The organism is Mammaliicoccus lentus, assembly GCF_002902755.1.
In the GTDB taxonomy this organism is placed as follows: Bacteria; Bacillota; Bacilli; order Staphylococcales; family Staphylococcaceae; genus Mammaliicoccus; species Mammaliicoccus lentus.
Map to the genome: position 1 here is coordinate 24,357 of NZ_PPRS01000025.1, position 19,840 is coordinate 44,196.

General features: G+C 32.2%; 18 protein-coding genes. 14 read left to right on the forward strand and 4 right to left on the reverse strand.

All coding sequences use genetic code 11. From position 1 onward, the window contains the following. Positions 1–47: 47 nt before the first annotated feature. Positions 48–1,628, reverse strand: coding sequence for an acyl-CoA synthetase MbcS (mbcS, locus tag CD135_RS08145; RefSeq protein ID WP_103269206.1), 1,581 nt, complete (start codon positions 1,626–1,628; stop codon positions 48–50). A gap of 408 nt (positions 1,629–2,036) precedes the next feature. Here mbcS and CD135_RS08150 point away from each other — a divergent pair, with 408 nt between their 5' ends. From CD135_RS08150 to CD135_RS08190, 9 genes are all read left to right on the forward strand, one after another. Continuing rightward, complete coding sequence (locus CD135_RS08150; protein ID WP_103269207.1) at positions 2,037–3,557, forward strand: NADH dehydrogenase subunit 5; 1,521 nt, start codon at positions 2,037–2,039, stop codon at positions 3,555–3,557. Further along, on the forward strand, positions 3,550–6,126 hold the full coding sequence (locus tag CD135_RS08155; RefSeq protein ID WP_103269208.1) for a DUF2309 domain-containing protein: 2,577 nt from the start codon (positions 3,550–3,552) through the stop codon (positions 6,124–6,126). The genes CD135_RS08150 and CD135_RS08155 overlap by 8 nt, the downstream gene beginning before the upstream one ends. A gap of 37 nt (positions 6,127–6,163) precedes the next feature. Beyond that, the gene (locus tag CD135_RS08160) at positions 6,164–6,655 is read left to right on the forward strand and encodes a carbonic anhydrase (protein ID WP_103269209.1); all 492 of its coding nucleotides are present in this window, start codon (positions 6,164–6,166) and stop codon (positions 6,653–6,655) included. Positions 6,656–6,689: 34 nt separating this feature from the next. After that, positions 6,690–7,058, forward strand: coding sequence for a Na-translocating system protein MpsC family protein (locus CD135_RS08165; RefSeq protein WP_017001006.1), 369 nt, complete (start codon positions 6,690–6,692; stop codon positions 7,056–7,058). 158 nt (positions 7,059–7,216) lie between these two features. Continuing rightward, the gene (locus CD135_RS08170; protein ID WP_103269210.1) at positions 7,217–8,869 is read left to right on the forward strand and encodes a Na/Pi cotransporter family protein; all 1,653 of its coding nucleotides are present in this window, start codon (positions 7,217–7,219) and stop codon (positions 8,867–8,869) included. Positions 8,870–9,168: 299 nt separating this feature from the next. Further along, positions 9,169–10,245, forward strand: a complete 1,077-nt coding sequence (locus tag CD135_RS08175; RefSeq protein WP_017001008.1) for a Gfo/Idh/MocA family protein — start codon at positions 9,169–9,171, stop codon at positions 10,243–10,245. Positions 10,246–10,265: 20 nt separating this feature from the next. Beyond that, complete coding sequence (locus tag CD135_RS08180; protein ID WP_017001009.1) at positions 10,266–10,982, forward strand: ThuA domain-containing protein; 717 nt, start codon at positions 10,266–10,268, stop codon at positions 10,980–10,982. Between the two features lie 11 nt (positions 10,983–10,993). After that, positions 10,994–12,034, forward strand: coding sequence for a Gfo/Idh/MocA family protein (locus CD135_RS08185; protein ID WP_103269211.1), 1,041 nt, complete (start codon positions 10,994–10,996; stop codon positions 12,032–12,034). A gap of 25 nt (positions 12,035–12,059) precedes the next feature. Beyond that, on the forward strand, positions 12,060–13,028 hold the full coding sequence (locus CD135_RS08190; protein WP_103269212.1) for a sugar phosphate isomerase/epimerase family protein: 969 nt from the start codon (positions 12,060–12,062) through the stop codon (positions 13,026–13,028). 164 nt (positions 13,029–13,192) lie between these two features. Here the strand turns inward: CD135_RS08190 and CD135_RS08195 are convergent, their stop codons facing one another. Both CD135_RS08195 and CD135_RS08200 read right to left on the reverse strand, forming a co-directional pair. Next, positions 13,193–13,981 carry a nuclease-related domain-containing protein gene (locus tag CD135_RS08195; RefSeq protein ID WP_338133590.1) on the reverse strand — a complete coding sequence of 263 codons (789 nt, stop codon included), beginning with the start codon at positions 13,979–13,981 and terminating at the stop codon, positions 13,193–13,195. A 134-nt stretch (positions 13,982–14,115) separates the two neighbouring features. Then, positions 14,116–14,382 carry a type II toxin-antitoxin system Phd/YefM family antitoxin gene (locus CD135_RS08200; protein WP_103269213.1) on the reverse strand — a complete coding sequence of 89 codons (267 nt, stop codon included), beginning with the start codon at positions 14,380–14,382 and terminating at the stop codon, positions 14,116–14,118. A gap of 224 nt (positions 14,383–14,606) precedes the next feature. Between CD135_RS08200 and CD135_RS08205 the strand changes: the two genes are divergently transcribed. Further along, a complete protein-coding gene (locus CD135_RS08205; protein WP_103269214.1) occupies positions 14,607–15,941 on the forward strand; it encodes a sodium-dependent transporter in 1,335 nt (444 codons plus the stop codon). Between the two features lie 35 nt (positions 15,942–15,976). Continuing rightward, entirely contained in the window at positions 15,977–16,852 is an 876-nt protein-coding gene (gene cidR / locus CD135_RS08210) for a cidABC operon transcriptional activator CidR (protein ID WP_017000885.1), read from the forward strand. 349 nt (positions 16,853–17,201) lie between these two features. Here the strand turns inward: cidR and CD135_RS08215 are convergent, their stop codons facing one another. After that, positions 17,202–17,606 carry a DDE-type integrase/transposase/recombinase gene (locus CD135_RS08215; RefSeq protein ID WP_420920313.1) on the reverse strand — a complete coding sequence of 135 codons (405 nt, stop codon included), beginning with the start codon at positions 17,604–17,606 and terminating at the stop codon, positions 17,202–17,204. Positions 17,607–17,939: 333 nt separating this feature from the next. Here CD135_RS08215 and CD135_RS08220 point away from each other — a divergent pair, with 333 nt between their 5' ends. From CD135_RS08220 to budA, 3 genes are read left to right on the forward strand one after another with little or no spacing between them, the layout of a single operon-like run. Continuing rightward, a complete protein-coding gene (locus tag CD135_RS08220) occupies positions 17,940–18,320 on the forward strand; it encodes a CidA/LrgA family protein (RefSeq protein WP_017000076.1) in 381 nt (126 codons plus the stop codon). Next, complete coding sequence (locus CD135_RS08225) at positions 18,320–19,009, forward strand: LrgB family protein (RefSeq protein WP_064205068.1); 690 nt, start codon at positions 18,320–18,322, stop codon at positions 19,007–19,009. Before CD135_RS08220 ends, CD135_RS08225 begins: the two co-directional genes overlap by 1 nt. A gap of 28 nt (positions 19,010–19,037) precedes the next feature. Continuing rightward, positions 19,038–19,739 carry an acetolactate decarboxylase gene (gene budA, locus CD135_RS08230; RefSeq protein ID WP_103269215.1) on the forward strand — a complete coding sequence of 234 codons (702 nt, stop codon included), beginning with the start codon at positions 19,038–19,040 and terminating at the stop codon, positions 19,737–19,739. Positions 19,740–19,840: the final 101 nt, after the last annotated feature.

A 19,840-nucleotide genomic window follows, 5' to 3' on the forward strand; every position in this document is an offset into this window, starting at 1 on the left:
TGTGTTTAATTAATGGATTAGGAGCTTTTTGTTTATATAAGATTTAGTTATTTATTATATTTTTCTTGTTCTGCTTCTCTTAATTCTACGCGTCTTATTTTTCCTGAATTAGTTTTAGGTAATGTATTTACAAATTCAATCGCTCTTGGATATTTATAAGGTGCCGCGTCTTGTTTTACGTATGTTTGTAGTTCTTTTACAAGTGCATCATCACCATCAACACCTTCTTGTAAAATAACAAAAGCTTTCACAATGTTACCGCGGATTTCATCTGGACTAGCTACGACTGCACACTCTTGTACTTTAGGGTGTTTCGTTAATGAGTCTTCAACTTCAAATGGCCCGATTGTATATCCTGAGCTAATGATAATGTCATCTTCTCTTCCTTTGAACCAGAAGTATCCATCTTCATCTAATCTTGCGCGGTCGCCTGTTACATAGTAGTTGCCTCTTTTTGAAGCTTCAGTACGTTCTTCATCTTTATAATAACCTTGGAATAAAGAAGGTGAATCTAATGAAACAGCGATATCACCTGTTGAACCGTCTGTAATTGGTTCGCCATCTTCATCAATGATTGCGACATTACTGCCAGGAATTGCTTTACCCATTGCACCGATTCTGCTTTCAGTGTCTTTTAAGAATGCGATTAGCAATGTATTTTCAGTTTGACCGTAGCCGTCTCTAACTTTAATGTTAAAGTTTTCTTGGAATTTTTCTATTACCTCTTTGTTTAATGGTTCGCCTGCTGAAACAGCACTATGTAGATTTTTTAAAGTGTAATCAGCTAAGTTAGGAAGTTTAGCCATTAAACGGTATTCAGTTGGTGTACAGCAAAGCGCGTTAACCTCGTGTTTTTCTAGTAAATCTAAATATTTTTTAGCGTCAAATTTACCGTTGTATACAAGAGCTGTAGCACCTGAACCTAAAATTGATAAGAATGGGCTCCATACCCATTTTTGCCAGCCTGGAGCAGCAGTTGCCCAAACAGTATCGCCTTCACTAATGCTTAACCAATGTTTAGGTGCTGTTTGAATGTGAGCATATCCCCAACCATGTGTATGCACGACTGCTTTAGGAAGCCCAGTTGTACCTGACGTGTATGAAAGTAGCGCAATATCATCGCGTTTTGTTTTGTCTACTTCTAATGTTTCACTCGCGTCAGCTTTTTCTTTGTCTAAAGGAATCCAATTTTCTTCTTCATCACCGACGATGAATTTCGTTAATTGCTCATATTCCTTAATATTATAAAATTCATTTGTAGAATTAGAGATTGAAACGACTGCATCTATTTCACCGTGTGTAATTCTATGTTGTAAATCTTTAGTTCTTAACATTTCTGAACTTGGAATGATGATTAGCCCTGATTTTAATGCGGCAGTATAAATTTCGTAAGTCACAATAGATCTAGGCATCAGTATTAATATTTTGTCACCTTTTTTAAGCCCGTTGTTTTTAAAAACATTCCCGACTTTATTTGCGTTTTTCATTAAATCTGAATATGTAATATGTTGTACATCACCTGATATATCTTCAAAAACAATGGCTTCTTTTGTTTGGTCCACTGCATATTTTTCTATTTCATTAACGATATTATAAGTTTCAGGTGCGATTAAATTTGAATTGTCCATAACTATCTCCTTATATCTTTAGATTATTTATACATTTTAACAATGATTACTATTTAATACGAATAAATAAAACTTATAACATATAATTTAGGACTTTTTATTGACAATTTTACAAAATAAATATATGTTATAAAAGTATATAAAAAATAGCTTGGGTATAGATTCTTTAGCAATTGGCTGATATATATTGGTTAATTGAAAAAGAAGTTTACTAAAACTATTAATAAAAAATGAACTATTTCTCAGGAAATAATAAATATTATTCTATATTTTAATAATAAAGGAAGCAATACAAACAACGTTAAGTATGTTTGGTTGAAGCCGACAATTATAGCAAATCATTATGAATGATTTGTTTTAAATTGTCGGCTTTTTTATTTTTAAGTCATATATAAAGGAGTAGTCAATATGATGAGTTTATTAGTATTATTTTTCATCACATTAGTTATAGCGATTTTAAGCGGATTGTTATTTCTTATACATAAAGTACCATTACGTTACACTAAATATCATTTAATCATTTTTTCGGTTCCTACATTTATTGCTTTAATTGGGACGATTTTTATTCGAGAAAATCTAGAAATTGGTCCATGGCATTTAGATGTATTATCTTGGCTACTTGCATTCTTTATATTGATGATTGGATTAATTATCCAAAGGTTTTCATTGAGATATTTATACGGAGATGCGCATTATCGAAAGTATTTTACATTGTTTACGATAATGACAACTTTCGCCTCTGTAGCATGGTTGAGTGATGACTTGAGAATTATGACAGGACTGTGGGGCATCACGCTACTTTGTTTAACAATGTTAATAAAATTGAACAAACAATGGAAAGTGACAAAAGAAGCATCTAAAATAACAGGTATTTTGTTCTTAGTGAGTTGGCTTTCTTTATTATGTGCGATATTATTCGTGAATTATTTATCTGGAGAATGGGCAATTTCAGCAATATTTACTGTAGAAAATTTAAAATCATTTGATTCGTGGCAAGGTGTTATCATACAGCTTCTATTAATATTATCAGTGATTATTCCTGCCGCTCAATGGCCTTTCCATAGATGGCTTATAGAATCTGTTGCAGCGCCAACACCTGTTTCAGCAATTATGCATGCCGGAATTGTAAATGTGGGTGGCGTTATTTTAACAAGATTTTCACCGATTTTTATGAACGAGTGGACGTTATCAATTTTACTTATTATTGCAAGTGTTTCTGTATTAATAGGTTCAGGCATCAGCTTAGTCCATGTAGATTATAAAAGGCAGTTAGTTGGATCTACGATGGGGCAAATGGGCTTTATGCTTATTCAATGTGCTTTAGGAGCTTATTCAGCTGCAATTATTCATCTCATATTACATGGATTGTTTAAAGCAACTTTATTCTTACGTTCAGGATCGGCTGTGAGACACTTTGAAGTGCCTACAAGAATGAATGAAAGCATATCTTATATTTGGGTGTTAGTCGGTCGTTTCTTAGCTGTATTTATAGGTATCACTTTTTGGTTGATTACCCCTTATAGTAGTTATCAATTCATAAGTGCACTTATATTAGCTTGGTCCTTATCTGTATCATGGACACAGCTTGTTGCATTTGGAGAAGGAAAATTAGGACGAATAATAGGTTTAGCAGCATTAGTCTCTATCGGTGTTGTATACTTCGCTATTCATAACTTCTTTCATCATTGGTTACAACAATTTGAATTTCAACTTGCAGAACCACCTTTCTTTGTTGTCACTGTCATGATTGCAATGTTGGTGTTAGGTAGTTTAATGAGCATGTGGATAGGAAGAAATAAATCTTCTCGCATATTCTTAATGACATATTTATGGCTTGTACATTTCGGAGAAGCAAAATATCACTCTGTTGAAAGTCATCCAAGATATTTGAAAGATCATTTTGTAAAAGGTGGTTATAAACATGGTTAATGTAATCTTAAATACGCAAAATATAAAAAATATCATACAATCAGCAAGTCGAGTTATCGTGCCGTTATCGCCGATTTCAATTTTTGCTGCTAGACACCCGTGGGCTAATATGGAAGAACAAACTTTTGAAGAAGTCGCAAGATGGATAAAAGAAACACAAGAAATTAACATGTATGCCAATAAAAATATTATTAAATCTGCTATTAAAAAAGAAGAAATCAATGAATATTTTATTTCAAATAAATTAGAAGATTGGTTAGAAAAAGCAGACTATAAAATTGATAAAGAAGAATTACTCCAATTTGCACAGAAAGCTTTAAAAGGCATAACTTTAAAAGATGAAGTAGTTAAGCAATACGAAAAAGAATTAAAACAACATTATACTGTAGATGAATTTAATCTATCTAAAAATAAGAAAGTTAAAATGTTGAGTGCTTATCAACAAAGTAAATCAGGTGAACCATACAATGATATATTGAACTATCATATTATAAAATGGTGCAAATTATATTTAGATAATGCTCAATCTGGTTGGTCGATGCCAACACATAATGAAAGTTTTTATAATGCTTGGAAAAAGATGGTCGTATTGGATCCTGCATTAAATAAAAATATACGTCAACAATTTAAAAATTTACCTGGAGATTCAATTGAAGCAATGGAATGTTGCTTAGATAATTTGAATATTGAACAACAACATATTCAATCTTATTTAGAATCGCATTTAATCTCATTACCAGGATGGGCTGGTATGATGCTTTGGTATGATGAAAAATCTAATCAAACAAAAAATCTGTTACAAGAATATTTAACGATTAGACTAGCTCTAGAATGGTCACTAATCGGAAATCTCGTACCTGAAGATTTATTAGAACAAGAAGTTGATTACACTTCAATAGTTGCATGGTTAGAGTGGGGAGATTTCACTTTAGAAAAATGGCTAGCATTACCAAAAGATAAACAAAAGGAATATATACGATTTTCTCTTGATTTTGATGAGATTACACGTAAGAAAATATTGTTAGAAGCATGGGAAGATACTTATGAATTAAGTTTAAGACAAGAAATTAACTCTCAACTTGTTAATAACATGCCAATACAAGAAACGAAAGCGCAATTGGCATTCTGTATAGATACAAGATCAGAACCTTTCAGAAGACAGTTAGAAATGGAAGGACCATTTGAAACGATTGGTATCGCGGGTTTTTTCGGTTTACCAATAGAAAAATGTGAATTAGGGCATCAACATACGCATAATTCATTACCGGTTATGAACCAACCGCTACATAAAATTCAAGAATTTGAAGCGAACAGTAATGAAAATGATTATGTGGATAAGAAGAAAACAGTATCTTCCTTAATTTATACTTTTAAAAAGATGAAACAAAATGTATTACCTAGTTTATTATTACCGGAACTAACTGGACCATGGCTTAGTATTCAAACTATTACAAGAAGCTTTATGCCGAAAAGTTCAGGTAGTATCATTAATAAATTTAACGATACATTTTTGAAAAAACCTGAAACAACATTAACAATTAACGAGCATGAACATAATCATGGACAACAAGATAGTTTGCCAATTGGTTTTACAGAAAAAGAAAAAATCAATTATACGGCAGAAGCTTTAAAATTAATGAGTTTAACTGAAGGTTTTGCTCCGCTAGTTGTGATATGCGGTCATGGTAGTCACACAGCTAACAACCCTTATTCAGCTTCTCTAGATTGTGGTGCTTGTGGCGGTTCAGCAAGTGGTTTCAATGCTAAAGTACTAGCGACGTTATGTAATTTACCTGAAGTTAGAACAGGACTACTTAAACATCATATTTTTATACCTGAAGAGACAGTGTTTATCGCAGCAGAACATTGTACAACAATTGATGAGCTTGAATGGATATATGTTCCGGAATTATCGAAAGAAGCTGAAGAATCATATATATTATTAAAAAATACAATTCCAGAAGTGAGTCGCAAAGCTAACGAGTTGAGATTAACACAATTACCAGGCATTCATTACGATAAGAAAAATGCTACTAAAGAAGCTAAGAAAATATCTAGTGACTGGAGTGAAGTGCGTCCTGAATGGGGATTAGCACGAAATGCATCATTTATAATTGGTCAAAGACAATTAACTAAGAAGCGACAATTAAATGGAAGGTCGTTCTTGCACAATTATGATTGGAGGAAGGATCAAGATGGCGTTTTATTGAATACTATTTTGACAGGACCAGCGACTGTTTCCCAATGGATAAACCTACAATATTACGCTTCGACAGTTGCTCCACACTTTTATGGAAGTGGCAGTAAAGCGACTCAAACAGTTACTTCGGGCATTGGTGTAATGCAAGGTAATGCTAGTGATTTATTAACAGGGTTACCGTGGCAATCTGTTATGAAATCAGATGAAGATTTTTATCATTCACCGATTCGATTATTAATCGTTATACAAGCGCCTAATCATTACATTGAACGTTTATTAAATGAAAATGAAGTGTTAAACACCAAATTGAAAAATGGTTGGTTATTAATTTCAAGTATTAATGAACATGGAGAATGGATTAAATGGTAAACAGATAGGGAGCAATTTTTTGCTGAGAGGATGTATAATGATGAACGAAGAAAATAATATATTGATATTAGGTGAATTAAATACACATTCAGAAGACGAATTTGTTAGACAAGTGTTTGATAAGACAGCTCATGTGTTTACTATAAATAGTTATCAATCAGAAATAGCGCAAGCATATGGAGAAGTTATGAGATCAATCATTATATCGATTTATCAGAAAGACATTCTAGAAATATACATCATTGGTAAAGACGAGGCTTATAATTTACCTAATATTGACTTACCTGAAATGATTAGAAGCATGGAAAGTCGTTTAAAAACGATAGACTATTTATTTGAGAATTGTAAGCCAGAAATGAATGGTGAAAGTATTATAGATTGGTTAAATGGTGAACGTGATGTTCATAAACGAATTGAAGAAAGTGTTAACCAGATTTATAACCATCCATTAGTACCGGAAAATATTAAAATTTCCGGGATAATATTCAAAGAAAATGATGCAGAAACAATTATTCAAGAAACAACTTAAAGAGTATTTATCAATTTGTGAGGAGATGAAAGATATGGACATGACGAAAGGGTACTGTGAATCTACAATAAGTAAAGCTATCACACAATGGGAAAAAGAATATTTAGGCAGAGGTTCCTTGTCAGTGAAGACAGATATATTAAGAGATATGATTATTGTAGATTTACAAGGTATTTTAACACCTGCTGAATACAAAGTCTCTGAAACAAAGGAAGGTTTACTTTCCATTAAACGCACGAGATCTACTTTAGTGGAATCAGACGTTTCACATCTTTATGAAATAATATTTAATATAACTAATGAAAAAGTTGACAGTTTTCATACTGATTTAAGTTCTCGTACTGGCGAACGTATGATGATTTTTAAAATGTACAATAATATTGAAGATTTATTTAATAAATAGGGTTGATTTGTAAATGTTTATTTGCGATAATTTCATAGTTCTTTTGTATTTAAAAGAAAATAGTTGAATTAAACGAAACTTAATATAAAATTTACATTAGATTAACAATTATCGTTTAATATTCACAATGGTTACAAAAAATTTAATTGAGGTGTCTTATGGAATTGTCGGCGCTAGAAATTATCTTCACTTTTATAGGTGGTCTAGGTATATTTCTTTATGGTATTAAGCAAATGGGAGACGGATTACAAGCTGCAGCAGGAGATAGACTGAGAAGTATTTTAAATAGATTTACTAGCAACCCAATAATGGGCGTATTAGCTGGTATGATTGTTACAATTTTGATTCAAAGTAGTTCAGGTACAACAGTTATTACGATAGGGTTAGTCAGCGCAGGCTTTATGACGCTAAGACAAGCAATTGGTGTCGTAATGGGTGCAAATATCGGTACAACTGTTACTGCATTTATTATTGGTATTGATATTGGGGAATATTCTTTACCTATATTAGCAATTGGTGCATTTTTAATATTCTTTGTTCAAAAACGTAAAGTTAAGAATGTTGGTATGATATTCTTTGGTTTCGGTTCTTTGTTCTATGGGTTAGAGCTAATGAGTGGCGCAGTAAAACCTTTAGCTAATTTAGATGGATTCCACGATATTATGCTAAATATGTCTCATACACCAATACTAGGTGTTGCTGCAGGAACATTTGTAACATTAATCGTTCAAAGTTCTAGTGCAACAATTGGTATATTACAAGGATTCTTTGCGAATGATTTAATATCATTACACGGAGCTTTGCCTATTTTATTAGGTGATAACATTGGTACAACAATTACAGCTGTATTAGCAAGTTTAGCAGGTTCATTAGCAGCTAAACGTGTTGCAGTTACACATGTATTGTTTAACTTAATCGGTGCGGCAATTTTCTTATTAATTTTACCGATTTATGAAGCGGCTGTTACATGGATGCAAGGTGCATTTAGATTAAATCCAGAAATGGTAATCGCATTTGCACATGGTACATTTAACATTACAAACACATTGATTCAATTACCATTTATTTTTGTATTAGCGTGGTTAGTTACAAAAATTATTCCTGGTGAAGATTTAAATGAAAAATATAAACCTAAATATTTAGATAATAACTTAATCAATAGAGCGCCGAGTATTGCATTGCAAGAAGCGCAAGATGAAATTAGAAACATTGGAAAGTTATCAATGTCTATGCTTGAAAAAGTAGATCACACAGATGATAAAGCTGTTAAAAAACATAAACAAAAACACGCTGCCATCGAGAATATGTATGATAATGTTAGACAATATTTAAATAAATTGTCAGAGAAAAAATTATCAGCAAAAGACGGAGAACGTCTATCTGTATTATATGATGTGAATAGAACAATTTTGAAAGTATCAGCACTAACAGAATCTTATTTAGATGAACTGCAGAAAAAAGAATCATCTGATATTCGAATCTCAGAAAAAGCTGAGCAAAGTATAGATAGACTGTATGAACATGTTAAAATTTCATATGAAAAAACATTCGAAGCATTTGATGCATATGATTATGTTAAAAAAGATGAGGTTGTAAAACGAAGTGAAGATTCATATTTATTAGAACATGACTTAAGAAAGAAACATATTAAACGTTTAAGTTCTGGCGAATGTTCACCAGAAGGCAGTCTTGTATATATAGATATGATCTCAATATTAGAGCGTATAGGTTATCATTCAAGGAACATTTCAGAATCAATGATTAACCTTGGAGAAGATACGTATACTCAAACATCTGAAGTAAGATTATAAAAAATAAGCATATCACTTAACTGATTATTCCAGTTTAAAAGTGATATGCTTATTTATTTTGAGTTAGAATTTATGTCCGAGAATATTGAGGATAAGCTAAAAAATCGCGGAAATATTTTCATCTGATGAAAATATATTCTAATACGAACAATAAGTTTCTAAACAAGTGTTATTGATTGGTGTTTATCATTATTTAATTTACGATATGTATAAAGAGTAATATTTATAAATTTTTATAACATTAAATGTAAGCGTTTGCTAAAATAAAAATTAATTATAATTGAAAAGGGGAAATAGAGATGCAATTAAATGTAGGTATTATAGGTTGTGGTGGTATAGCGAATGGCAAGCATTTACCAAGCTTGCAGAAAATTGAAGAAGTAAATATTGTAGCTTTTTGTGATATAGATGTAGAGAAGGCTGAAGTAGCAGCAGACTATTACGGTACTGAACAAGCAAAGGCTTATGCAGATTATAAAGAGTTGTTGAAAGATGAAACGATTGATGTTATTCACGTTTGTACGCCAAATAGTTCGCATAAAGAATTAACAATTGCTTCATTGGAAGCAGGCAAGCATGTGATGTGTGAAAAACCAATGGCTAAGACAACTGAAGAAGCACAAGAAATGATTGAAGCAGCTAAAAGAACAGGTAAGAAATTAACGATTGGTTATCAAAATCGTTTTAGACCAGATAGCCAGTACTTACGTCAAGCAACACAACGTGGAGATTTAGGGGATATATATTATGGTAAAGCACATGCTATACGTAGAAGAGCAGTGCCTACGTGGGGTGTATTCTTAGATGAAGAACAACAAGGTGGAGGCCCGTTAATTGATATTGGAACACATGCACTTGATTTAACATTATGGATGATGGATAACTATGAACCTGAATCAGTAATGGGGTCAACTTTCCATAAATTAGGTAAAAAAGAAAATGCAGCAAATGCTTGGGGACCATGGGATCCTAAGGAATTTACTGTAGAAGATTCTGCATTTGGATTTATCAAGATGAAAGATGGTGCAACAATCGTTTTAGAATCAAGTTGGGCGCTTAATTCACTTAATGTAGATGAAGCTAAATGTGAACTTTCAGGAACTGAAGGTGGAGCAGACATGAAAGATGGCTTAAGAATACATGGTGAAGACTTTGGTTCACTATATACAACTCAAGTTGAACTTGAAAATAAAGGCGTGGACTTTTATGAAGGAGAACAAGTTGATGAAGCAGAAGTAGAAGCGCGTTCATGGATTGATAGTATTTTGAATGATACTGATCCTGTCGTAAAACCTGAAGAAGCTATTGTCATCACTCAAATATTAGAAGGTATATATAAATCTGCGAAAACAGGAAAAGCTGTTTATTTTGAATAATAACTAAAGGGGATGTCTAAATGAATATAACAGTATGGAATGAATTTCGTCACGAAGTAGAAAGCGAAGAAATTAAGAAAGTTTACCCAAAAGGCATTCATAATGTCATAGCTGAATTTTTAAGTGAAAAACACAATGTTAAAACAGCAACATTGGATGAACGAGAACACGGTTTAACTGATGATGTATTAAATCAGACAGATGTCTTAATTTGGTGGGGACATAAAGCTCACGATGAAGTAGAAGATTCAATTGTTGAAAAAGTAAAGCAGCGCGTACTAGATGGAATGGGATTAATTGTTTTACATTCAGCACATTTCTCTAAAATATTTAAAAGCTTGATGGGGACAACATGTGATTTAAAATGGCGTGAAGCAGATGATAGAGAAAGACTTTGGGTTGTAGATCCTACTCACCCAATAACAGAAGGTTTAGACTCATATATCGAATTAGAAAAAGAAGAAATGTACGGCGAGCACTTTGATATACCAGCACCAGATGAAACAGTATTTATAAGTTGGTTTGAAGGCGGAGAAGTATTCCGTAGTGGCGCAACTTTCAAACGTGGAAACGGAAAAATATTTTATTTTAGACCTGGACATGAAAGCTATCCTACATATTATAACTCACAAATACAGCACGTTATTAAAAATGCAGTGGAATGGGCTGAAAACCGTAACACTCCTAAACATCAATATGGTAATGCTCAACCGTTAGAGCATATCAGCGAGAAATAGGTGAGTGAATTATGGACAAATTAAAATTAGGTATGATAGGCGTTGGAGGTATTGCTCAAAACAGACATATACCTGCATTTAAACAATTAAAAGGTACTGCTCAAATTGTAGGTGTTCAAGACATTAACTATGATTTAGCACAACAAGTAGCTAAAGAACATATGATACCTCATGTGTTTAAAGATTATGAAGAAATGTTTAACGAAGTAGATGCAGTTGTAATATGCACACCGAATAAGTTTCATGCAGAGATAAGTATTGCGGCATTAAATGCAGATGTTCATGTATTTTGTGAAAAACCAATGGCCATGAATAAAGAAGAATGTGATGCGATGATTGAAGTGGCTAATAGAGCAAATAAATTGTTAGCTATTGGATACCATTATCGATTTACAGATGCTGCTATTACAGCTCATAAAGCAATTGAAGGTGGCACTGTAGGAAGTCCTCTTGTTACAAGAGTTCAAGCAATGCGTAGACGTAAAGTACCTGGATGGGGAGTTTTTACGAATAAAGAACTACAAGGTGGTGGAAGTCTAATAGATTACGGTTGTCATTTATTAGATTTATCACTTTGGTTACTTGAGGATGTCCAACCTGTTGAAGTATTAGGTAAAACTTATAACCGATTAAGTAAAACACCTAATCAAATTAATGACTGGGGAACATTTGATAGTAGTACTTTTGAAGTGGACGATCATGTTTCTAGTTTTATTACATTTGACGATCAGTCTACGATGCAATTTGAGTGTTCTTGGTCAGCGAACATTAAAGAAGATAACATACATTTAAGTATTTCAGGCGTTGATGGAGGATTGAATGTGTATCCATTTGAAATATATCAACCTAAATTTGGTAACTTTTTTAATGAAAAAGCTGTAGCAGAACATAATGAAGATTTAGCAGCACAGAGACAAGCCATGAATTTTGTGAACAGTTGTTTAGGACTAGAATCTTTAATTGTACAACCAGAACAAGCTCGAAAAGTCAGTCTCATTATAGATGCAATATATAGAAGCAGTGAAGAAGGACGTAGTGTTAGATTAATTTAATATCAAATATAAAGGAGCGATACATATGAAAATAGGTGTGTTTACAGTACTTTTTCAAGATAAATCATTTGAGGAAATGTTAGATTATGTCGCGAATTCAGGTTTGAAGATGGTAGAAATCGGAACAGGTGGTAACCCGGGAAATCATTTTTGTGATGTTGATGCATTATTAGAAAGTGAAGCTAAACGTGAATCTTTCATGGATGCGATTAAACAACGCGGATTAGAAATTAGTGCGTTTAGTTGTCACGATAATCCAGTTTCGCCGGATGAAGAACATGCTAAACAAGCACACGATACATTTATTAAAACAGTGAAGCTTGCATCGATTTTAGGAGTGCCTGTAGTCAATACATTTTCAGGTATACCAGGATCAGATGAAGATGCCAAACATCCAAATTGGCCAGTCACACCATGGCCAACAGCATACTCAGAAATTTATGAATGGCAATGGGAAGAGAAGCTGATACCTTATTGGAAAGAAGCGGCACAATTTGCTAAAGATCATAACGTTAAAATCGGAATAGAATTACATGCTGGATTTTCGGTGCACACACCACATACGTTATTAAAATTAAGAGAAGCAACTAACGATGCAATAGGTGCGAATCTAGATCCAAGTCATTTATGGTGGCAAGGTATTGATCCAGTAGCTGCTATAAAAATACTGGGCAAAGCAAACGCTATTCATCACTTCCATGCAAAAGACACATACATTGATCAGGAAAATGTAAATATGTACGGATTAACAGACATGCAACCATATGGCTCCGTACAATCTAGAGCATGGACATTTAGATCTGTCGGTTATGGACATAGCCCTCAAGTATGGGGTGATATAATAAGCGCATTAAGAATCAATGGATATGATTACGTCGTGAGTATTGAACATGAAGATCCTATAATGTCCGTAGAAGAAGGCTTCCAAAAAGCAGTACAAAATCTACAATCCGTAAATATAAACGAAATACTCGAAAATATTTGGTGGGCATGATGAAAACCATGACCTTAGCGAGTGTAAAACTCGCTAAGGTCATGGTTTTATTTTAGGTTGAACTTTTGGGTGCACTTCATAAAGACGTGTGTATTTGGATTATTGAGGTAGAAAATCCAATAAGAATGCTGCTCTTACAACAATGGTGGTTTTTATTGAAAACATCAAATATAATATTGAATTTTTCGTTGACCTTCTTTTTTGAAGTGTTGGTTACATAATTTTCTAATTGCCCATTCATTTCCATCACACCATATTTGAGCTTCTTTCAAAGTAAAAGGTTCGTTTTTCAATATATATAATTCTTTTAAGTTTTCTAAATATAGTAATTGTCTTGCAATTTTCTTCGAACAATACATACATTCACCAAACCTCTTATGACTATTTAATTGTATGTGTCCTATTTTTCTGCATTGTGGGCACCATAATCCAGGATTTATTTGGTCAAAAGGTAATAAATTCTTTGGATAGATTTTCGAAAAATCTTTCTTCAAGGTCTTTATTCTATTCAAAATAATTTTATTTTCTTCTATTTTATAATTTTTAATTAGTTTTGGGATTTTGTGTAATTCTGTAGGTAGTAGTACTTGATTGCGATGAGGGATTTCTGTATGAAGCGTAAATGTAGGGTTAGTAAAGACGAGATAGGATTCAACTGTACGTTTGATATCAAGTTTAGATTTTATAAGTTCCAGTTCATACTCAGCCCGCTTCATCTGCTGAAAAGGTGTTTGAAATATATTTCCATAGCTATTTTTAAGTTGGTTATCAATTATATAGTAGTCACCTTTGTAGTGTTTAATTTCTAAATTCATAATTTTTTCGTCGTCGACAATTAAAAAATCAATTTGAACTTTATTGTTTATATCCAATTCGATATCATGCACATAATTTAACTTAAGTTCTTGATCTAATATTTGTTTAATTAATTCTTCACCTTCTATTCCTTTTATTTGTCTATATAATTCTCGAGTTGTTTCATTTTATGCTAAGCGACCGTTTAGCGCTTTTAAATAAGTGGCATATTCCATATACCTACAACCTATTTTTTACAATTATTATATAATATTTATTCAGTGAATAACATCTATAAATTATTCCAATTTATATCATTAACATTAGTAAATAGACTATTATCTTGTTCGCGAGCTCTGACTTTATTCATAACTCCCATATCTTCTAAATAAAGTGTCTCTTGTATACTGTCCCATTCATCTTTACTAATTATTACTGCACTATTATGTGATTTTTTATCACTAATAATTATTGGTGTGTGATTTTCATTTACCTTTTTAAGCAAGTTGTAAAAATATTTTTTAGCATACTCTGGCGTTAATGTGTCACCTTGTATCATTGTTTCACTCCCTTTAGTTATAGATTAATTTTTCTTTGAATTAAGATTACCATACGCTATTTTTAAAATAAACTCCGATAAATTTCGGTTGAAAGTGGATTTTCTATAAAAACGTGAAATTTAAAGCTAGAAGGATAAATATTTATTGATTCATAAAAATTCTTACTGTGTAGTATACGATTATACGTTATACTTCTACTAAGAGATTTGAATGGAGTGATGACATGAATGAACAACGAGATCAATGGTCTTCTAAATTAGGTTTTGTTATGGCAGCAGCAGGCGCAGCGATTGGAATAGGTGCAATATGGAAGTTTCCATACGTTGCTGGTCAGTATGGCGGAGGCGCATTTTTACTTATATTTATCATTTTCACATTATTTATAGGTTTACCAATGTTGATTTCAGAATTCATCATTGGTCGTTCAACTAATAAAGAGGCTGTATCGGCATACGACACATTAGCACCTAAGTCACCATGGCGTATAACAGGAAGATTAGGGGTTATTGGTTGTTTCTTATTGTTATCGTTCTACAGTGTTGTAGGTGGATGGATAACGATTTATACAACGATGAGTATCACAGGTAACTTAATTTCAGATGATGCAAATTACGGGAAAATGTTCGAAGAAATTATTGGGAATCCCTTTATTGCATTATTAGGTGTACTTGTATTTATATTAATGAATGTACTCGTATTAAATTTTGGTATTAAAAATGGTATTGAAAGAGCGAATCAATATTTAATGCCATTGCTACTAATTTTTTTCCTTATTTTAGTTGTAAGAGCAGTAACATTAGAAGGTGCATCTGAGGGACTAGCGTTCTTCTTTAAATTTAATCTTTCTGATTTTAGTGCAAAAGGTATACTATTTGCGCTTGGTCAATCGTTCTTTGCGCTAGCAGTTGGATTTTCTTGTATGGTTACATATAGTTCTTATTTAAGTAAGAAAGAAAGCTTACCGACATCAGCAGCATTAGTATCAGGAATGAATATTTTAGTTTCTATTTTAGCTGGTATGGCTATTTTTCCAGTCGTATTTGCTTTTTCATTAGAACCTACTGAAGGGCCAGGATTGTTATTTATTGTGTTACCAAATGTTTTTGGGCAAATGGCATTTGGCACTTTATTCTTAACATTGTTCTTATTATTATTCTTATTCGCGACTTTAACTTCTTCATTCAGTCAGTTCGAAATCATTATTTCAGCATTTGAAAAAGATGGTAAACGTTCTAGAAAGAAGATTGTTTGGATATTAGGATTACTGACGTTTATAGCATGTATTCCTTCTACATTGTCTTATAGTGTTTTAAGTGACATATCAATATTTGGGAAATCTATATTTGATGCGACAGATTATTTAGTGAGTAATATATTATTACCAATAGGTTGTTTATTAATCGCAATATTTATATCTTTCAGAATGAATCCAGAACTTGTGGAAAAAGAATTCCGTATGGGAAATCATTTATCTGTAAAATGGTTTAAATTATGGAGAGTTTTAATGAGATATATTATACCGATTATTATTATAATTGTATTTATTTTCTCATTATAAAGTCGTGATGTTATGCCAAAAATGAGGTGTAAAATTTGGAATTTAAACAGTTAAAATATTTTGTAGAAATAGTGAGAAATGGTGGTATGACACAAGCGTCTGAACATTTATTTGTAGCTCAATCTACAATAAGTAAAGCCGTTAAAAATTTAGAAAATGAATTTGATATTACATTATTTGATCGTTCACAACGCCATATCAAATTAACAGATACAGGTGAAGTTTTTTACGAAAAAGCAGTTGAATTCCTTACATTATTTGATAAATTAACAATGGAATTGAATGATATATTTGAAATTAAAAAAGGCCATATCAGGTTAGGATTATCTCCTATGATAAAAGTGAATTTGATTACAGATAATCTCGAAAAATTTCATAAAAAATATTCTGATGTAACATACGAAGTGCTTGAAGGAGGGGGTAAAGCAGTCGAAAATTACTTGAGCCAAGATGAAATAGACATCGGTGTGACTGCTTTACCAGTGGACTCTTCAAAATTTAATAGTATGCCGCTTTATAAAGAAGAACTCTTTTTAGTGCTTAATCAATCTCATAAACTTTCTCATAAGAAAAAAGTTGCTATACATGAACTTGTAGATGAAGAGTTCGTTTTATTACACGACGATTATTATTTAAGAGATATGATAATTGAAAACTGTCGTAAAGCAGGATTTTATCCTAAAACGGTAGCTAAAATCTCACAGTTAACTTTTATAGATAATATGATTAAAAGAGGTCTAGGAATTTCGATTGTACCAAAGAGTATCGCAGATCAAATGGGAGACGAAGTTAGAGCCATTGAACTCGCAGGCGAGAAAATATATTGGCACCTCGGCCTAATATGGAAAAAAGGTTCATATATGAATCAAGTAACAGAAGAGTGGATGGCATTCTTAAAGCAAGACCTTTAAAAATAAGAGGCTGAGAAATGTATTTATGTCTCAGCCTCTTATTTTTAAATTTGTATCAGAATAAAAGTGAATTCGTTAGTTTACGAAATGGTTAATTGGATTTACTACGACAATAATCCAAGTACACATACTTTTATTGGATTTTCTATAACAATAATCCAAATAGACAACTTTTATTGGATTTTCTACCTTTATAATCCAATAAGAAGTGCTCTATGTGAGTTTGTGCAATATTTAATCCAATAAAGCAGTGTCAGCTCTTAATTTTATAAGTTCCATCTCCAAAAAAAGAGCAAGGGGTTTATGGCACTGCACCCTTACTAAGGGAGTTCAATAAAAACACTATTTTCTAGGCTGCTAATTCCCTATATTCTATAGGGGATAAGTAGCCTAGTTTTTGTTTAATTCTAACTTTATTATAGTTTTCAATGTAATTTTCGACAATATCTATTACAATGGTATTAGAGCTTCTAAGCTCACTGTTTAAGTAGAATGTTTCACTCTTTAGAGAGCCATGAAAACATTCTATTGGGGCATTATCAGCTGGCGTTCCCTTACGGGACATGCTTCTGGTAATGCCTTTTTCTGTACATAAGGCATAGTATTCATAAGAGGTATACACACTACCTTGATCACTATGTAATATAGTCCCTGGTTCCAATTGAAGTTGTTTTAATGTCTCATTTACTAGTTCTTGATTTTGGTTTTTACCAATTTTATATGCCACTCTTTTCATAGAAAAACACCTCCGTATAAATTCATTTTAATATGAATTCAACGAAAGTGTTTTTATTTTACTCCCACATCCTGGGGTTAGTGCATTATTTCCTAAGTTCTTTTTTATTTTTTCTAACATAAAAAATATTATTATATGATAATTTAAATGTACTTTATAACTCTGAGTTAAACCTTTATACATCAATAGGTTTAACGCTTACATTAGTCCTGTTTATTATCCTTATATATTTCTTTAAAACTTAAGTATTCCATAACGGAATACTAGAAATCGATATTATGTATTTTATTAATACATAGTAATCTCATATAATATAGATTAAGAGTTTAAAGTAAAAGGGATTGATTAAATATGATGAGACGACTTATAAAGATAATATTACAAGTCACGTTAATATATGGCATCACGTTATTAGGCATGTGGTTAAGAGAATTACTTCATATACCTATAGCAGGTAGTATTGTCGGATTGGCATTATTATTTTGTTTGTTACTATTTAAAGTGATACCTGAACATTGGATAGAAGTTGGTGCTAATAAACTGATCAATGTGATGGTGCTCTTTTTTGTACCTTCAATTGTTGGCATAATGGATATCGCAAATCAAATTGATCCCACATATATTTTTCTAGCGATATTAATCATTATTAGTACAAGTTTAGTGGCATTATCTTCAGGTTATGTTAGTGAAAAATTATTAAAAATTAAACCATCAAGTAAGGAGGACATGTGATGATTATTCAAGCGATAGGCATGATTGTACTAACATTAATAACTTATATTGCAGCTAAGAAACTGCAAGTTAAATATAAGCATCCGCTATTGAACCCTGCTTTAATTGCTTCAATCATAATCATTTTTGTTTTACTTATATTCGGTTTGAACTACACTGATTATATGGTAGGCGGAACATGGATTCATAATTTCTTGGATTGTTCTGTTGTAAGTTTAGCCTATCCCTTATATAAATTTAGAAAACTCATTTTAGCAAATTTCAAAGTTATTATTACAAGTGTAATGACGGGCATTATGATGAATTTTATAGTCATTTACGGTGCGCTATATATAATGGGTTACCCTAGTCAAACGATTGTGACAGTACTACCAAGATCTATGACAGCGGCAGTCGGTATAGAAGTTTCAGAACAAATGGGTGGAACAGATACAATAACTGTTATGTTTATTATAGCTACTGGTCTTATTGGTAGTATATTAGGGAATTTCTTTATTACAAAAGGACGTTTTCAAAGTGATTTAGCAAAAGGTATGACATACGGCAATGCCTCTCATGCATTTGGTACTGCAAAAGCTTTAGAAGCTAATTTTGAGGCAGGAGCTTTCAGTACGATTGGTATGATATTAACTGCTGTAATCAGTTCTGTCATACTGCCATTAATGTATTTAATCACAACTTATATATAAATAGTACGAAAGAGGAGGTGTTTTATTTATGCAAACTTTATATCAGCATGGCACGTTAGCTACTTTGATGGCTGGTCACTTAGAAGGAACAGCAACAATTGATGAGATATTACAACATGGTGATTCAGGTATAGGGACATTAACTGGATCAGATGGAGAAGTTATATATTTAGAGGGAAGAGCATTTCATGCAAATGAATTTGGAGAGTTTAAAGCATTAGAAGGTAATGAAATGACACCATTTTCTACAATTACAAGATTCAGCGCAGATAAGACTTATTATGCTGCACACGAAAAATCTGACCAAGTATTTGATGAAATATTGAACAACATGAAAAGTAAAAATTTGTTCTCTGCTATAAAAATAACAGGAACATTTAAGAATATGCATGTAAGATGGATGCCTAAGCAAGAACATCCATATCAACGTTTAATAGAATCCGCAAGACGCCAACCTGAAAAAGTAGTTCCTGAAGTTAGAGGAACAATTATAGGTTTCTATACACCAGAACTATTTCATGGAATTGGAGCTAGTGGTTTTCACGTTCATTTTATTGATGAATTTGAAAGTTTTGGTGGACATGTTTTAGATTTTGAATTAGAAGTAGGTAGTATCGAAATACAAAACTTTGATACATTTGAACAACATTTACCTTCAGATAATCAATCATTTTTAGAAGCAGATATTGATTATAATAATATAGGTTCAGAAATTTCAGAAGCAGAATAAAAGAGGTTCTGTTGCAAAGTAAAAAAATATAGCTAACCACTAATTTATCATGTCAGTGTTCGCTTAACTTGCTAGCATGATGCTAATTTCGTGGCATGGCG

Bases quoted from the DNA above. Each gene is read 5' to 3' on its own strand.
- mbcS (WP_103269206.1), bottom strand. From the start codon at position 1,628: ATGGACAATTCAAATTTAATCGCACCTGAAACTTATAATATCGTTAAT.
- CD135_RS08150 (WP_103269207.1), top strand. From the start codon at position 2,037: ATGATGAGTTTATTAGTATTATTTTTCATCACATTAGTTATAGCGATT.
- CD135_RS08155 (WP_103269208.1), top strand. From the start codon at position 3,550: ATGGTTAATGTAATCTTAAATACGCAAAATATAAAAAATATCATACAA.
- CD135_RS08160 (WP_103269209.1), top strand. From the start codon at position 6,164: ATGATGAACGAAGAAAATAATATATTGATATTAGGTGAATTAAATACA.
- CD135_RS08165 (WP_017001006.1), top strand. From the start codon at position 6,690: ATGGACATGACGAAAGGGTACTGTGAATCTACAATAAGTAAAGCTATC.
- CD135_RS08170 (WP_103269210.1), top strand. From the start codon at position 7,217: ATGGAATTGTCGGCGCTAGAAATTATCTTCACTTTTATAGGTGGTCTA.
- CD135_RS08175 (WP_017001008.1), top strand. From the start codon at position 9,169: ATGCAATTAAATGTAGGTATTATAGGTTGTGGTGGTATAGCGAATGGC.
- CD135_RS08180 (WP_017001009.1), top strand. From the start codon at position 10,266: ATGAATATAACAGTATGGAATGAATTTCGTCACGAAGTAGAAAGCGAA.
- CD135_RS08185 (WP_103269211.1), top strand. From the start codon at position 10,994: ATGGACAAATTAAAATTAGGTATGATAGGCGTTGGAGGTATTGCTCAA.
- CD135_RS08190 (WP_103269212.1), top strand. From the start codon at position 12,060: ATGAAAATAGGTGTGTTTACAGTACTTTTTCAAGATAAATCATTTGAG.
- CD135_RS08200 (WP_103269213.1), bottom strand. From the start codon at position 14,382: ATGATACAAGGTGACACATTAACGCCAGAGTATGCTAAAAAATATTTT.
- CD135_RS08205 (WP_103269214.1), top strand. From the start codon at position 14,607: ATGAATGAACAACGAGATCAATGGTCTTCTAAATTAGGTTTTGTTATG.
- CD135_RS08220 (WP_017000076.1), top strand. From the start codon at position 17,940: ATGATGAGACGACTTATAAAGATAATATTACAAGTCACGTTAATATAT.
- CD135_RS08225 (WP_064205068.1), top strand. From the start codon at position 18,320: ATGATTATTCAAGCGATAGGCATGATTGTACTAACATTAATAACTTAT.
- budA (WP_103269215.1), top strand. From the start codon at position 19,038: ATGCAAACTTTATATCAGCATGGCACGTTAGCTACTTTGATGGCTGGT.